The following is a 13,059-nucleotide window of genomic DNA, read 5'->3' as shown; positions in this document are numbered from 1 at the left end:
TTTATCTTATCTATAAAACAGTTGATTCTTTTTGGTACTCATTAAATTTTTTCTAAAAAATATTAGATATCTGTCTTCTTCTGGTTCTTTCATAAGAAGACAGATATCTAATATTACTGAGATTGATCGTAGTTCCCTCTGGAAGTTCTTAAGCTTTACCAGAACTAGCTTCAAAGTCAATCATGACTATAGTTAAAAACTTTGTTGTTAACTATAGCATAATTTATTTTTTATAAAAAAACTAATTTCTGAAATTTTATCTTAAAATTTATCTATTTTTTTTATACAAGTAAAAAAAGCTTGTTTATAAAAGCCATAATACTCTCAATAGCAGCTCCACTAACTGCTCATCTAGCATCTCCGCCAAAAAGCTAGTATATCGATTAGCATAATCTCTAGCATAACCTTGACAATAGGATAATAGGATTGGGAACGATAGAAATCTTGAGTTAGGGTTGTAGAGGGATGAGCTAAACTGACATCAGCAGCTACCATGAAGCTCACAGTTGATATTTGTCGAAGCTGTTTGAATATTGACATCATTTCCACAGAAGCAGATAGAAATCGTAGAGAATTAGTTTTATATAGATTAAGGATTTAAAACATAACTGAAATATCGGGAGTCTTTAACCCAAGAAAATTTATGGCTTAGAATTCAGAGAAAATTGCTATAATTTCAGAGGATACTGAAATCAACAATATTCTTAATAATTTAGTGCGAGTTGGGCTATGAGTAATCACTCTGACCGGATTATTATTTTTGACACAACTCTACGAGATGGAGAACAGTCCCCTGGCGCAAGTTTGACGGTTGAAGAAAAACTAACCATCGCTCGATCACTCGCACGACTTGGAGTTGACATCATTGAAGCAGGATTTCCCTACGCTAGTCCTGGGGACTTTGAGGCAGTTCAAAAAATTGCCCAAACTGTGGGAACCAAAACTGGACCTACCATCTGTGGGTTAGCGAGAGCAACCGAGAAGGATATTCGAGCAGCTGGGGAAGCTCTTAAACCCGCGGTAAAAGCTCGTATACATACCTTTCTAGCCACCTCAGATATTCACCTCGAATACAAACTCAAAAAAACCCGCCAGGAAGTCTTAGCTATTGTTCCTGAAATGGTAGCTTACGCCAAAACCTTTGTGGATGATGTGGAATTTTCTCCTGAAGATGCAGGACGAAGTGACCCTAAATTTTTGTATCAAGTCCTCGAAAAAGCGATCTCAGCCGGTGCAACTACCCTTAATATTCCTGATACAGTCGGTTACACAACTCCCAGTGAATTTGGTGCATTAATTAGCGGTATTAGAGAAAATGTTCCCAATATTGATCAGGCTATTATCTCCGTTCACGGCCACAATGATCTAGGGTTAGCAGTGGCTAATTTTCTCGAAGCAGTTAAAAATGGAGCTAGACAACTTGAATGTACTATTAATGGGATCGGAGAAAGGGCTGGTAATGCTGCGTTAGAAGAATTAGTGATGGCTTTGCACGTGCGCCGTCAATATTTTAATCCCTTCTTCGGTCGTTCCCCCGACTCTACTGAACCTCTCACTCAGATTAACACGAAAGAAATTTATCGCACCTCTCGTCTCGTCTCCCAACTAACTGGAATGATGGTACAACCTAATAAGGCAATTGTGGGAACTAATGCTTTTGCCCACGAGTCGGGTATCCATCAAGATGGAGTACTAAAACACAAGTTAACCTATGAGATTATGGATGCAGAATCCATCGGGTTAACCCACAATAAAATTGTCTTGGGCAAACTATCGGGGCGTAGTGCTTTCCGTAGTTATTTGAAGGAATTAGGGTTCGAATTATCAGATACGGAGATTAATAGCGCTTTCTTACGTTTTAAAGAAGTGGCCGATAAAAAGAAAAAAATTACCGACTGGGACTTAGCAGCGATCATTAACGAAGAAATTCAACAAGCCCCTGAACTGTTCCGTTTGGAATTGGTCCAGGTCTCCTGTGGAGATCATGCTGTTCCCACGGCTACTGTTACCCTAAGGACTCCTGATGGTCAGGAATTAACCGATGCAGCCATTGGAACTGGTCCCATAGATGCGGTTTACAAAGCTATTAACCGTGTGGTTAATGTTCCCAATGAGTTAATTGAGTTTTCTGTGAAATCTGTCACTGCTGGAATTGATGCGATAGGGGAGGTTACAATTCGCCTAAGCCATGAAGACCGCATCTATTTAGGATATGCAGCCAATACTGATATTATCACTGCTTCGGCACGAGCTTATATTAGTGCCTTGAATCATCTTTATGGTGCAATTCAGCAGAAGTCACAAGTGACACTAATAAATTAGAATTAGGTGTTGTTTGGAAAGAAAAACTACCTCGACTTTTGAAAATTAGGAATTTGCTTACCCCCATACTTTTCTTATTTTGACGATATGATGTCCTTGGCTCAATTCTAAAGCAAATTATGATTCAAGCAAAAATTGGTGTCCTAGGTGGTAGTGGTTTATACCAAATAGATGCTCTCCAAAATGTCCAAGAAGTCCACCTCGATACCCCCTTTGGTTCCCCTTCCGACGCTTACATTTTAGGAACTATTGAAGGAACTCCTGTAGCCTTTCTTGCCCGTCATGGACGAAATCATCATTTAATTCCCTCAGAATTGCCTTTTCGTGCAAATATCCACGGCATGAAACAATTAGGGATAGAATACCTTATCTCAGCTTCTGCTGTAGGATCACTCAAAGCCGAAATTAAACCCTGTGATTTAATTATTCCTGATCAATTCATTGATCGCACCCGTAATCGAATTTCTACCTTTTTCGGGGAAGGAATGGTCGCTCATATCGGTTTTGGACATCCAGTTTGTAACCAATTAGCCGCTATGTTAGGGAATGCAGTGGAAAGTCTTAACTTACCTGACACTACCTTACACAGAGGAGGAACCTATGTTTGCATAGAAGGGCCAGCCTTTTCTACCATTGCTGAGTCTAACCTCTATCGCAGTTGGGGCGCGTCTATCATTGGAATGACTAATTTAACTGAAGCGAAACTCAGTAGAGAAGCAGAAATTGCCTATGCTACCCTAGCATTAGTTACGGATTATGATTGTTGGCACCCGGACCATGAGCATGTCACCGTTGAGATGGTCATTGACAATTCAAACCACAATGCCGTTAATGCCCAAAAGGTGATTTTAGAGACAGTAAGAAGGTTGAGTGAAAATCCGCCAGTATCCAAAGCCCATAATGCTTTGGAATATGCAGGGTTAACTCCTTGGGATAAGATTCCACCGGAAACTAGAGAAAAGTTAGCGGTATTAATCCAAAAATATTTACCGATGGACAATGGATTAATTTAGGTCTAAAACTTTTCTCTTGAAGGAAAAAACTGACTATCTTCATGATCCTCTCTTTTTTAAAGAGAGGTAATTGTTTTGTTATCCATTATAAATTACTAAAAGCACTACTCTAATAAATTGCGACATCTTTAGTGCTACCTATTCCCTATTTTCTGTACAAATGAAATTTGCTTTTGTTATTGATTCCCTACCTCAGTTAGATCCCGGTCACGATAGTACAGTAGCTATCATGGAAGCAGCCCAAACAGCCGGTCATGAAGTCTGGATAACACAAGTGCATCAACTTAGTGTTATTGAAGGAAAGGCCTGGACAATCTTATCTCAAGTTCAGTTAACTCCCGTTAAGTTACAAGGTCAAAAATGGGTAGCGGTTCCTAATTGGTATCAAATCTCGGAGACAGTTCTAAGGTGTCTAGAAGACATGGATGTAGTTTTCATGAGGAAAGATCCCCCGGTTACCGTTCGCTATCTCTATGCTACCTATATTTTAGAGTTAATTAATCCTGAAAAAACTTTAGTGATTAATTCTCCTCAAGGATTGCGCGAAGCTAATGAAAAAATGTACACTCTGCAATTTTACTCAGTAATGCCAGAAACCATTGTCAGTTTGGATAAGACAATTATTCGTAAGTTTGTAGAAGAGAAGAAATTAGCAATTCTCAAACCTTTAGGAGGGAAAGCAGGGGAAGGAATTTTACTGTTAGATTCTAGTGATCCCAATTTTAATTCTCTCATTGAAATCAGTACTTTTTATGGGCAAGAAGCTGTAATGGTACAGCGTTTTATTCCTGAGGCAAAGGATGGGGATAAACGAATTATTCTCCTTGATGGTCAACCTATTGGGGCAGTTAATCGAATCCCGACTGGTAAAGAATTTCGGGGAAATATGGCCGTTGGTGGAAGAAGTGAAAGAACGGAAGTTACCTCCAGAGAATTAGAAATTTGTGAGATTTTAGGGCCAAGACTACAAAAAAACGGCTTGTATTTTGTCGGGATTGATGTTATTGGTGGTTATCTAACAGAAGTCAATGTTACCAGTCCAACTGGTATTAGAGAGATTGATCGTCTAGATAACACTAATTTAGGAAAAAAAGTCATTAATTGGATAGAGACGAAATAATGATCAATTATCGATTCTAAAATTTATGAACACACTTTCAATTCCCGCCTGGATATTTCATAATGTCTAGCGTCATTGAGTGGATATCAGGAATCTGTTTAATTTGGACTTATGGAGAAGTGACTAAAGATTATTATTGGCGATGGCTGTCTTTAGGGATGTTACCTGCTTTATTAAGTGCTATTTGTGCTTGTACATGGCATTTTTTGACAATCTCCCCTTTTTATGGTTAATCACTTTACAAGCAGTCATAACAGTTGTTGGTAATTGTACTCTTTCTAGTGCTGCTTAGCGAATTTGGTGTTGTTCTCGTCAAGATGTTATCTATTAATGATCATTAATAGTTTATTGAATATTTAAAATATGTCTTAAGATAGCTTATTTATTATTTTGTTATTTTCCGATCTAGAGTTCTTGTCGATTCTTACTAGGGTTTAAAAACGCCGAAGTTAGCTTTGATTAGCTTTTATGTACTTTTAACATTGGTAGCTATGACCATTCCGGCTGACATTTATGCTAGAACCAGTTACGGAGAGCTCTTGGCTAATATTGATTAGTTACATGATGGTGCAGAATCTTTTTTAAGTATCTCTAATATTTTAGTTATTTTGGGATTTTTTGAAGGAATTATGGAATACAAGAAAAATAATAAAATCGATAATTAATTTAATCTAACAATTAAATTAATTATCATAGTGATAATAATCTCAAAATAATTTTGATAAGTTTTTATTGAAAAAATTTTAAAAACGATTGATATAGTTTTCTATGTACGTTTCTTCTTGAGAAAAATATCTAGATTCTGGATTACCGTTAGTGTGTTTGTTTTCCTAAACTTTAATGTTCATAACAGCAATAGAACTATTTATTCTTGCTATAGTAGTCTCGAGTGGTTTGCTTCAAAATGAAGACCTTTCCTTATGTTCCATAACTGTTTAATTTGTACTGACTTCACCGACGGCTTACATCGCCTAGTTAACTTCATCCCCCCTCTAGCTAGCGGCGGACTTAAACGTATCGTATTTTTACACAGTATCTCGGTTTGGCAATCGGAAAAAGTTGCCCGGGTTGACGAAGACGAAATTGCTAAGGCAAAAAAATTCCTCGCACCCTCCTTAGAAGAGGTTCCCGACGGTGTAGAAGTTAAAGTTGAAGTTCTCTCAGGACAACCGAAAGACGTAATTTTACGATTAATTGACACCTATGACATCGATGTTGTGCTCACAGGGATGTCCATCCGTAGTGCCATAGAAGCAAAAATCTTTGGTAGTCACACTCTAGAGTTAGTCAAATTAACCTCAACGCCTTTAATGATTTTGCGTCCTCAGTTAATCTCCACTTATACTTGTGAAGAATTAGCCCTACGTTGTCAGCATATGTGGCGTTACTTGCTGATTCCCTACAATGGGGAACAATCTGGCGAATATTTGCTTGAAGAAATTAAAAATAACCTGGCACACTATCCTGACCACTCTTGTGAACAATGCTTGCTACTATGGGTAATTGATGATGGAAAACGCACGGAAGAAATTACAAAATATCACTACACAGAAGCCCAGAAGAAACTAAACAGCGTCAAAGCAGAATTGGAAGAACTAAATGTAACCGTTAAAACTAAAGTTACCCAAGGAAACCCCTTAGTAGAAATCCTCGATACTGCCTTAAACTTTGATATTAGCGCGATCGCTATTGCTTCCGATTATCGCAACACCATCTTAGAATGGACAGACCCCAGTTTAGCTAACGAGGTTCTTCGCCGTAGTTGGTTTCCAGTATTATTTTTCTCCCCTAAAAGATAAAATTTCCCCTCTGTCCTCTTTTGCTTTTTGAGTCAGCAGTACCTTGAAAAAATGATAACAGTCCCATGAACGACAACCGCGAAAACCCAGCAATTGGCCGTCCCTTACCTGAAGCTATGTTAGAAGCTTCCTCAACTTTAAAATGGTGGGGATGGCGTAGCTTTTGGATGCAAATTGTCCTCGGTATTATCTCTCTGTTAGCCCTTGGAACTGGTTCATTAGGGGAAGGAGAAAAAAACCCTGGCACGGGATTTGGTATATTTTTCGCCATTTGTGGACTAGTCGTCCTCGGAATTAGCGTTTATTTTTCCTTTCGTTACACCAAAATTGCTAATCTCTTGCAGAGTTCTGAGCCAACCTATCGTCCAAAACGAACTGATACCGTCCAAGTAATTCGGTGGGGGTTGATTATTAATCTGATCGGAATGCTATTGTCGTTAATTGGAACTCAATCTGTTGTCGGTAATGTTTTATTAAAATCCGTGAGACAGACTGGGGCAGTAAGAGGGGGCGCAGGATGTTTGGTAGTAGCGGCAGATATTTTTAGTATTCAAGCTAATTCAACGGCAGTCACCGCCCATTTTATCGGAATTGGGATCTCTTTGTGGTTACTCAGTCGTATTACCAAATAGTATTCGGTAAAGATGAGGGAATTTTTCTTGGGCTCTAAACAAAATTAATTGTCTGGCAGACAATACCCACCACAATGGTAATCATTGCCCATATTATGGGTATTGTCCAATTAATTATGAGTATCTACTTAAAATATCCACTATGCAAAGAACTCGATTGAATACTCTGTTTGAGAATACTCAAATCCGTCTCAATCAACTATTTACTAATCCTTGGCGGCGCATTTCTTTAAGTTTAATGGGTCTTTTATTCGGTTTTTTTGTCGGCCAAGCTGTGTCTACAACTGCAGGGCAAGAAGCCTATTGGGATATTACCATTGCCGGGTTTCTAATTTTATTTACAGAAACTATTAGTCGTATTGCTTATAGTAAAATACAACAGTTAAAAAAAAATTTATGGCTTGACATTTTAAATATCTTTAAAATTGGCTTTGTTTATAGTCTCTATTTTGAAGCTTTAAAACTTGCTTCATAATCATGAAAATTTTAAAAATTTAAAATTAAATACAGTTACTATGTAAGCATTACATAACTTCAAACAAACACAAGACTTTGGTATTACTCTAGAAAATGGACTCGGAAAAATAGTTCTTCTAGACTAGCTATTACAAAATCATAATAAACAAAGCTTGGAAGTATTGTCTTGCAATGTTTTTAAGCTCAAAAAAAACTAATTTTCATAAAAATTAAGTTCTTTGAGTTATAAGATACAATCAGAATAAAAGTATTAAAAGTTATTAACTATTAATTTATGATTTTAACTATAAAAAAAATTTTAAAAATAAGACGTAATCATATCTCCCAAAATCTGTTGAAAATGAGGTTAAACAATTGTGTGGACAGTCAGGATTGAAATAATATCAGTCGAGATTATTAATGTTATGGCGATTATTACTACCCTTAGTATTTCAATTCGTTCAAGCCAAAAAAGGTTAAACAGACTTTTAATTCAAAGTATGTTAAGGAAATAAGTAATAGGAAAAATAACTTTAGCTAAAGTTGTTAAATTTTTGATTTCCTATTTTGATGAAAATTGATACAGTAGAGAAAGGAAATGGAATAAAATTCTAAACCGACCAACTCAATCATAAACGCCTCTAACATTTCTGTTCTAAAATCTATTGCTTATTCCTTATTTTTAGCAACATTATGTAAAATTTTTAGAGGAGTTAATTCTTTTAATCGTGCCATTTGTCTCTGATTTTTGACAAAGAATGTTCCGGCAAAACCTAAAGAATTGACTGGAATAGATTCATAACTTGCTTGTGATCGCTCAATAATCATCATCCATTCCCGCGTAATCAAAAGATTATAGTCTACCGTTGGTTTCTCTTTGTGTAAAGGTTGATTAATAGCCATTAATAATTTATGATAATTTTCTAACATAATCAGGGCGTTTTGAAAATAATTTTGTCCAGTAGTAAAGTTGATTTTAGTTAAAGCATGGTTAAAGTTAAAACTAGATATAAATTCAATATCCTCCTCAAAGTTAGTCTCCTTTATGATTGATTCAATTGGAATTTTTTCTACTTGAGAACTTAACGGAAAAGGAACCAATTGTAAATGTTTATGGTGTTGACTTGCTCCTGCAAGTGTGCCACTGTTATAAAATCCAAGTCCATCAATTTGTGATAAACATTTACTTAAAGCAGCGAAATTATGTAAGTCTAGCCAACTTTGTTGTTCTTCAAAAACACGAGTAATAATTAGTAAATGGTAATCAAATACATTATATTTATTCAATAAACATAAATGAGTCTCTGAAAGGTTAGTAACAAATAAATCTTTTTCATAGGGGAGAAAAGGATCTATTTTCTTTTCTGTCTTTTTATGTTGCTGAGTTTCTTGTTTCTGGGAATTTTCTTTTTGTGGAAAATTATCTAAAATTTTAACTAAAAATTTGATCTTGGTATCTTCTATGAATTCATAGTTTGTTACATTGGATTGTAATGCACCACAGTTAATAGCATGACTCGTCTGAGTAATAACTTTTTCCCATAAATCTGTAGATTCAAACTCTTCCCTATCTAAGTTCATATTTGTAGCCATTATGTTTAAAATCACCGTAAAACTAGAATAGAACTTAATTAGTTTCTTGTCTTCCTAGAATTACATTACTGGTGACACGATTTAACTATTTATTGGTTAATGTACATAAAACCAATTTTAGCAAATGTACTAGGGTAAGCGACTTTTTCTAAAGCTTTCTTTGATCAAAGAAACAAAACACTGTGCCCGATACGGGCAGCAGGAGATGAAAATGGGATGGCTATCCTGGGTAGTTGTATATCCTTATTATTGAACTTTTGTCCATCCTGTAAAATATTCAAACTGGTCCATAATTTTCTTCTAACAAATAGTCTTTTAAATCTCTTCATGTCTTAATAACCAAAAACCGCTATAAGTCATCGCAGAGTCATCTGGCTGAACGACTAAAAAGTGCAATCCTTGGCTATCGTTTTTTCGTAATTCATATTGTTGTGCCGCTTTAGCCATGTCTGAATCTTCAAAAGTGGCTAGTATCCAGCGATCAACTAGATCTGATTCTAAAACTAACCCTCCCGATTTATCTATCTGAGTGGGAATATAGTTTAAGGCGACTGGTTTAACATCTACTAACCAACGGGCTAAATACATTGAAGTTCGACCGCCATAAATAATAATACCTGGGATCCTTGCGGTGGAGGCAAGTCCTAAACTTATAGGAAGTAAAAGGTCAGGAATATCAACAATAGGAATGGGGCGATCACTAAAAAACTCAATAAGACTTACCCCAGGGAAGGTAACAAACTGCCATCTTTCTCCCCATAAATTCTTAGCAAGTTTTTGGGGAGGCGGTTGTTCTAATTTTACAGGATTAAAATTATTGTTAATCCCTTGTTTTTTTAAGATTTCTTTAAGCTTGGGCGTTCGTCTTGTGGCTTGAACTTTTATACTAAACTTGTTTGCTGCTGAAATTAATAAGTTAACTAATTGAGGTCGGAAAACTTGAATTATATCAGGTATTTCTTGTTCAATAGCTGATTCTAATTGGGAAAATAACCAACTTAAATTAGCTTCTTTTTGTTCACAAATAGCTTGATAAATTATTTTTCCCTGCGCGTCACAGATTAAGAGTTGCCATTTAGACTGATGTTCTTGGTTTTGAAAAGAGGTTTTACAAAAATCTGCTTGCCATGTTTTTAAAGTCATTAAATTGATTGAAAATAAAACTATTTGACTTTTTTGTAAGAAAAATTACAACTTATAGGAGAAATTATAGCATAAAGGTTTATAATAAAAATATAAATGTTATAGTAATCTCAAAAAATGACTGAAAATAATTTATTATCAGAAAATTTGAATGACTGGATAGAAGTTGGAACAATTGTTGCACCGCAAGGGTTACAAGGAGAATTAAGAGTCATTTCCAATTCAGATTTTTCAGAAAGATTTGAAAAACCAGGAACAAGATGGTTACAGTCTCCTCAAGGATTGTATACTCAAGAAGTTGAGTTAGTGAGAGGTCGGTATGTACCCGGAAAGAAACTATATATTATTCAATTAGCTCAAGTGAAAGATCGTACTCAAGCCGATGCATTGAGGGATTATAAATTAGTAGTTTCTAAGAGTGATCGCCCAAAAATAGAAGAAGGAGAATATTATGTTTCAGATTTAATTAATTTAGGTGTTTATCATCAAGAAACAGGAGAATTAATTGGGAATGTAACTGATATTTTATGGGCAGGTCATGATTTATTAGAAGTTAAACTGTATCAGAAAAATATTCAGAAAGAATTAGAAATATCTAAATATTCTCCAAAAACAACCAGCCGTAAAAAACAAAAAAATAAAATCAAAAAAACTAAGATAGCTACCATTTTAATTCCCTTCGTTTATGAAATTGTTCCTGTAGTTGACTTAGAAAATAAACGTATAGAAATTAATCCTCCAGTTGGACTATTAGAATTAAACCAATAACCTTTCATAGAAAGGGATTGATACTAATCAAATAATTATAAATTACTACTAGAGTTTTAAATAATCTCGTAAAGATTGAGTCATAACATCAACCGGAACAGGTTTTTGTAACCATAATTGTAGGGCGACTGCTCCTTGTCGGACTAACATCTCCAAGCCATCAATCGTTATTAACCCTTGTTGTTTTGCATTCTTGAGGAATTGGGTGGGATTAGGCGTATAAATTAGATCGTAGGCGATAGCATTCTCTGGCATTCTAGCAAAAAGCATAGACTCTACAGGAGAGTCATCAATGTTAGGAGACATTCCGATGGGAGTAGTATTAATTAATAGTTCAGTTTCCTCTATTATCTCTGATAATTTATCCCAGAAATAAACCCCTAAAGCGGCTGTAAGTCGAGTATTTTTCCAACTTTGTGTAAACTGCCATAACTTCTGTCGATCTCGCCCCACAACGTAAATTTTAAGACATCCTAATTGGGCTAACCCTACCACTACCGCCCTAGCTGCGCCTCCATTTCCTAGAATAATTGGAGTTAGATTAGCCCAGTCTCGTTGTAATGATTGAAGAGGGGATAAAAAGCCATCTATATCAGTGTTCGTCCCTTTCCATCCCGTTTCAGTGCGCCAAACCGTGTTAACTGCCCCTACCAATTCAGCCGTGGGAGTCACTTCCGATAGGAGAGGAATAATTGCTTGCTTGTAAGGAATAGTAACATTAAATCCTACAATTCCAATACTAGTAAATCCTGCGATCGCAGTGGTTAAATCTTTCGGTTTTATAGGAAAAGGGAGATAAATATAATCTACTCCTAAATGACTAATTGCTGCATTGTGCATGACTGGAGATAGGGAATGTTGTACTGGATCACCAATAATGCCAAGTAGTTTCGTTTTTCCGGTAATTATTGACATTTCTTTTAATAAATAATTGTTGAATTATTCCCATTTAGGGTAGGCCAATTGTTACTTAAAACGACCCATTGTTCTAAACTCAGTTCTTCTGCGCGAGCTTGGGGATGAATATTTAATTGTTCTAAGAAAAAGATTAAGCGATCACCATCAATGATACTTTTTAAATTATTCTTTAACATTTTGCGGCGATTAGCAAATCCAACTTTAACCAGTGTCTCTAATTGTTGGGGATTAGTAACAGGAGTTTTTAGGGATCTAGGAGTCAAACGAATCACCCCAGAGTCTACTTTTGGGGGTGGATCAAAAGCTTTACTTGGAACATCACAAATATACTCACAATGAGCTAAATATTGCATCCCAACCGATAAAGCTCCGTAAGCTTTTGTTTTAGGTTTAGCTACAATACGTTGGGCAACTTCTTTTTGAATTAATAAAACGATTAAATTATATGGGGGATGGTGGGGACGAGCAATAGTTCCGAGTAATCTTTCTAAGATGGGAGCAGTGATATTGTAGGGAATATTTGCTACTACTTTATTAGGAGGGTGAAATTTTGAAAATTGTTGTAATTGAGTGGTTAAATCTAGGGTTAAAATATCCCCTTGTAATAATAAAAAATTCTTGATATTTCCTAACTGTTTGGCTAACCGTTGACATAAATCTCGATCCAATTCCACCGCTACGGTAGACTGAACATTTGGAATAAGACGACGGGTTAAAATTCCGGTTCCTGGCCCAATTTCTAGGATGTTATCGCTATTTTTAAGTTGAGCAGCCTGTATGATTTTTGTTAAGACCTTTTCATTACGTAACCAGTGTTGTGCAAAACGTTTACGGGTTCTAGGCATTATTTAAAGTCAAAGGTTGGAAGTAGGAATTTATAACTCTTTGAGTCAGGAGGATAGCCAATTTATATATTGCCTGTTGCCTTATGATTTTAAAATCAATAATTGACTATTCATAATTTCTATGACTGTCCTCAAATCAAAGAAACTCTATTTTACGACAGAATTAGCCCATGGTGCGGGAGATTATGGTCCAGTGATCGCGACTAATATTCTTGTTCTTTGTTTATTAGTATTTCCTTTCCTATGTAGAGAGAACAGCGGTAATTGTGCTAATGATTGGGAAAATTACTGATGCTATCAATAATTTTAATTTTGGGGGTTCTCAGTGATCGTACTCGTCTCTTCTATGATTATCATTTACCTTAGGTCTGAGGGTAAATCTTACCCTCCGCTATTTCGTTTAATACGCCTACGTAAAGGTTAATTTGCCATAACCTGCCTTAAAATCAG

Annotated in this window: 13 protein-coding genes and 2 pseudogenes; 10 read left to right on the top strand and 5 right to left on the bottom strand. The window is 35.9% G+C overall.

Annotation, left to right across the window (positions count from 1 at the left end; genetic code table 11):
• Positions 1-351 precede the first annotated feature (351 nt).
• Positions 352-495 (bottom strand): hypothetical protein, encoded by a 144-nt coding sequence (locus P3F56_RS05800; protein WP_281151977.1) that lies wholly within the window; start codon positions 493-495, stop codon positions 352-354.
• Positions 496-729: 234 nt separating this feature from the next.
• Here P3F56_RS05800 and P3F56_RS05795 point away from each other — a divergent pair, with 234 nt between their 5' ends.
• The 8 genes and pseudogenes from P3F56_RS05795 (at position 730) to P3F56_RS05760 (ending at position 7,361) form a co-directional block, all read left to right on the top strand.
• Complete coding sequence (locus P3F56_RS05795) at positions 730-2,322, top strand: 2-isopropylmalate synthase (RefSeq protein WP_281151976.1); 1,593 nt, start codon at positions 730-732, stop codon at positions 2,320-2,322.
• Positions 2,323-2,441: 119 nt separating this feature from the next.
• Positions 2,442-3,335 (top strand): S-methyl-5'-thioadenosine phosphorylase, encoded by an 894-nt coding sequence (locus P3F56_RS05790; protein ID WP_281151975.1) that lies wholly within the window; start codon positions 2,442-2,444, stop codon positions 3,333-3,335.
• A gap of 160 nt (positions 3,336-3,495) precedes the next feature.
• Positions 3,496-4,455, top strand: a complete 960-nt coding sequence (gshB, locus tag P3F56_RS05785; RefSeq protein ID WP_281151974.1) for a glutathione synthase — start codon at positions 3,496-3,498, stop codon at positions 4,453-4,455.
• A 25-nt stretch (positions 4,456-4,480) separates the two neighbouring features.
• Positions 4,481-4,747: pseudogene (locus P3F56_RS05780) on the top strand (DUF2499 domain-containing protein).
• Positions 4,748-4,839: 92 nt separating this feature from the next.
• Positions 4,840-5,120: pseudogene (locus tag P3F56_RS05775) on the top strand (DUF3593 domain-containing protein).
• Between the two features lie 255 nt (positions 5,121-5,375).
• Positions 5,376-6,254, top strand: a complete 879-nt coding sequence (locus tag P3F56_RS05770; RefSeq protein ID WP_281151973.1) for a universal stress protein — start codon at positions 5,376-5,378, stop codon at positions 6,252-6,254.
• 65 nt (positions 6,255-6,319) lie between these two features.
• Positions 6,320-6,886, top strand: a complete 567-nt coding sequence (locus P3F56_RS05765) for a DUF3611 family protein (RefSeq protein ID WP_281151972.1) — start codon at positions 6,320-6,322, stop codon at positions 6,884-6,886.
• Between the two features lie 142 nt (positions 6,887-7,028).
• Positions 7,029-7,361 carry a DUF565 domain-containing protein gene (locus tag P3F56_RS05760; RefSeq protein WP_281151971.1) on the top strand — a complete coding sequence of 111 codons (333 nt, stop codon included), beginning with the start codon at positions 7,029-7,031 and terminating at the stop codon, positions 7,359-7,361.
• Positions 7,362-8,011: 650 nt separating this feature from the next.
• Here the strand turns inward: P3F56_RS05760 and P3F56_RS05755 are convergent.
• Positions 8,012-8,935 carry an ATP adenylyltransferase family protein gene (locus tag P3F56_RS05755; RefSeq protein WP_281151970.1) on the bottom strand — a complete coding sequence of 308 codons (924 nt, stop codon included), beginning with the start codon at positions 8,933-8,935 and terminating at the stop codon, positions 8,012-8,014.
• A gap of 315 nt (positions 8,936-9,250) precedes the next feature.
• Positions 9,251-10,078, bottom strand: coding sequence for a Tab2/Atab2 family RNA-binding protein (locus tag P3F56_RS05750; protein ID WP_281151969.1), 828 nt, complete (start codon positions 10,076-10,078; stop codon positions 9,251-9,253).
• Between the two features lie 117 nt (positions 10,079-10,195).
• Here P3F56_RS05750 and rimM point away from each other — a divergent pair, with 117 nt between their 5' ends.
• The gene (gene rimM / locus P3F56_RS05745; protein ID WP_281151968.1) at positions 10,196-10,846 is read left to right on the top strand and encodes a ribosome maturation factor RimM; all 651 of its coding nucleotides are present in this window, start codon (positions 10,196-10,198) and stop codon (positions 10,844-10,846) included.
• Positions 10,847-10,894: 48 nt separating this feature from the next.
• Here rimM and P3F56_RS05740 read toward each other — a convergent pair whose 3' ends face one another.
• Both P3F56_RS05740 and rsmA read right to left on the bottom strand, forming a co-directional pair.
• Positions 10,895-11,761 (bottom strand): shikimate dehydrogenase, encoded by an 867-nt coding sequence (locus tag P3F56_RS05740; protein WP_281151967.1) that lies wholly within the window; start codon positions 11,759-11,761, stop codon positions 10,895-10,897.
• 5 nt (positions 11,762-11,766) lie between these two features.
• On the bottom strand, positions 11,767-12,609 hold the full coding sequence (gene rsmA, locus P3F56_RS05735) for a 16S rRNA (adenine(1518)-N(6)/adenine(1519)-N(6))-dimethyltransferase RsmA (protein WP_281151966.1): 843 nt from the start codon (positions 12,607-12,609) through the stop codon (positions 11,767-11,769).
• A gap of 121 nt (positions 12,610-12,730) precedes the next feature.
• Here rsmA and P3F56_RS05730 point away from each other — a divergent pair, with 121 nt between their 5' ends.
• Complete coding sequence (locus tag P3F56_RS05730) at positions 12,731-12,901, top strand: hypothetical protein (protein ID WP_281151965.1); 171 nt, start codon at positions 12,731-12,733, stop codon at positions 12,899-12,901.
• The last annotated feature ends 158 nt before the right edge of the window (positions 12,902-13,059 follow it).

Origin of the sequence: cyanobacterium endosymbiont of Epithemia clementina EcSB, from assembly GCF_029919255.1 — a bacterium.
Classification (GTDB): Bacteria; Cyanobacteriota; Cyanobacteriia; order Cyanobacteriales; family Microcystaceae; genus Rippkaea.
Note: the sequence above shows the minus strand (reverse complement) of the source record. Positions and strands in the feature narration are given on the sequence as shown.

Excerpts from the sequence above, each read along its gene's own strand:
- P3F56_RS05800 (WP_281151977.1), bottom strand. The coding sequence starts at position 495 with ATGGTAGCTGCTGATGTCAGTTTAGCTCATCCCTCTACAACCCTAACT.
- P3F56_RS05795 (WP_281151976.1), top strand. The coding sequence starts at position 730 with ATGAGTAATCACTCTGACCGGATTATTATTTTTGACACAACTCTACGA.
- P3F56_RS05790 (WP_281151975.1), top strand. The coding sequence starts at position 2,442 with ATGATTCAAGCAAAAATTGGTGTCCTAGGTGGTAGTGGTTTATACCAA.
- gshB (WP_281151974.1), top strand. The coding sequence starts at position 3,496 with ATGAAATTTGCTTTTGTTATTGATTCCCTACCTCAGTTAGATCCCGGT.
- P3F56_RS05770 (WP_281151973.1), top strand. The coding sequence starts at position 5,376 with ATGTTCCATAACTGTTTAATTTGTACTGACTTCACCGACGGCTTACAT.
- P3F56_RS05765 (WP_281151972.1), top strand. The coding sequence starts at position 6,320 with ATGAACGACAACCGCGAAAACCCAGCAATTGGCCGTCCCTTACCTGAA.
- P3F56_RS05760 (WP_281151971.1), top strand. The coding sequence starts at position 7,029 with ATGCAAAGAACTCGATTGAATACTCTGTTTGAGAATACTCAAATCCGT.
- P3F56_RS05755 (WP_281151970.1), bottom strand. The coding sequence starts at position 8,935 with ATGGCTACAAATATGAACTTAGATAGGGAAGAGTTTGAATCTACAGAT.
- P3F56_RS05750 (WP_281151969.1), bottom strand. The coding sequence starts at position 10,078 with ATGACTTTAAAAACATGGCAAGCAGATTTTTGTAAAACCTCTTTTCAA.
- rimM (WP_281151968.1), top strand. The coding sequence starts at position 10,196 with ATGACTGAAAATAATTTATTATCAGAAAATTTGAATGACTGGATAGAA.
- P3F56_RS05740 (WP_281151967.1), bottom strand. The coding sequence starts at position 11,761 with ATGTCAATAATTACCGGAAAAACGAAACTACTTGGCATTATTGGTGAT.
- rsmA (WP_281151966.1), bottom strand. The coding sequence starts at position 12,609 with ATGCCTAGAACCCGTAAACGTTTTGCACAACACTGGTTACGTAATGAA.
- P3F56_RS05730 (WP_281151965.1), top strand. The coding sequence starts at position 12,731 with ATGACTGTCCTCAAATCAAAGAAACTCTATTTTACGACAGAATTAGCC.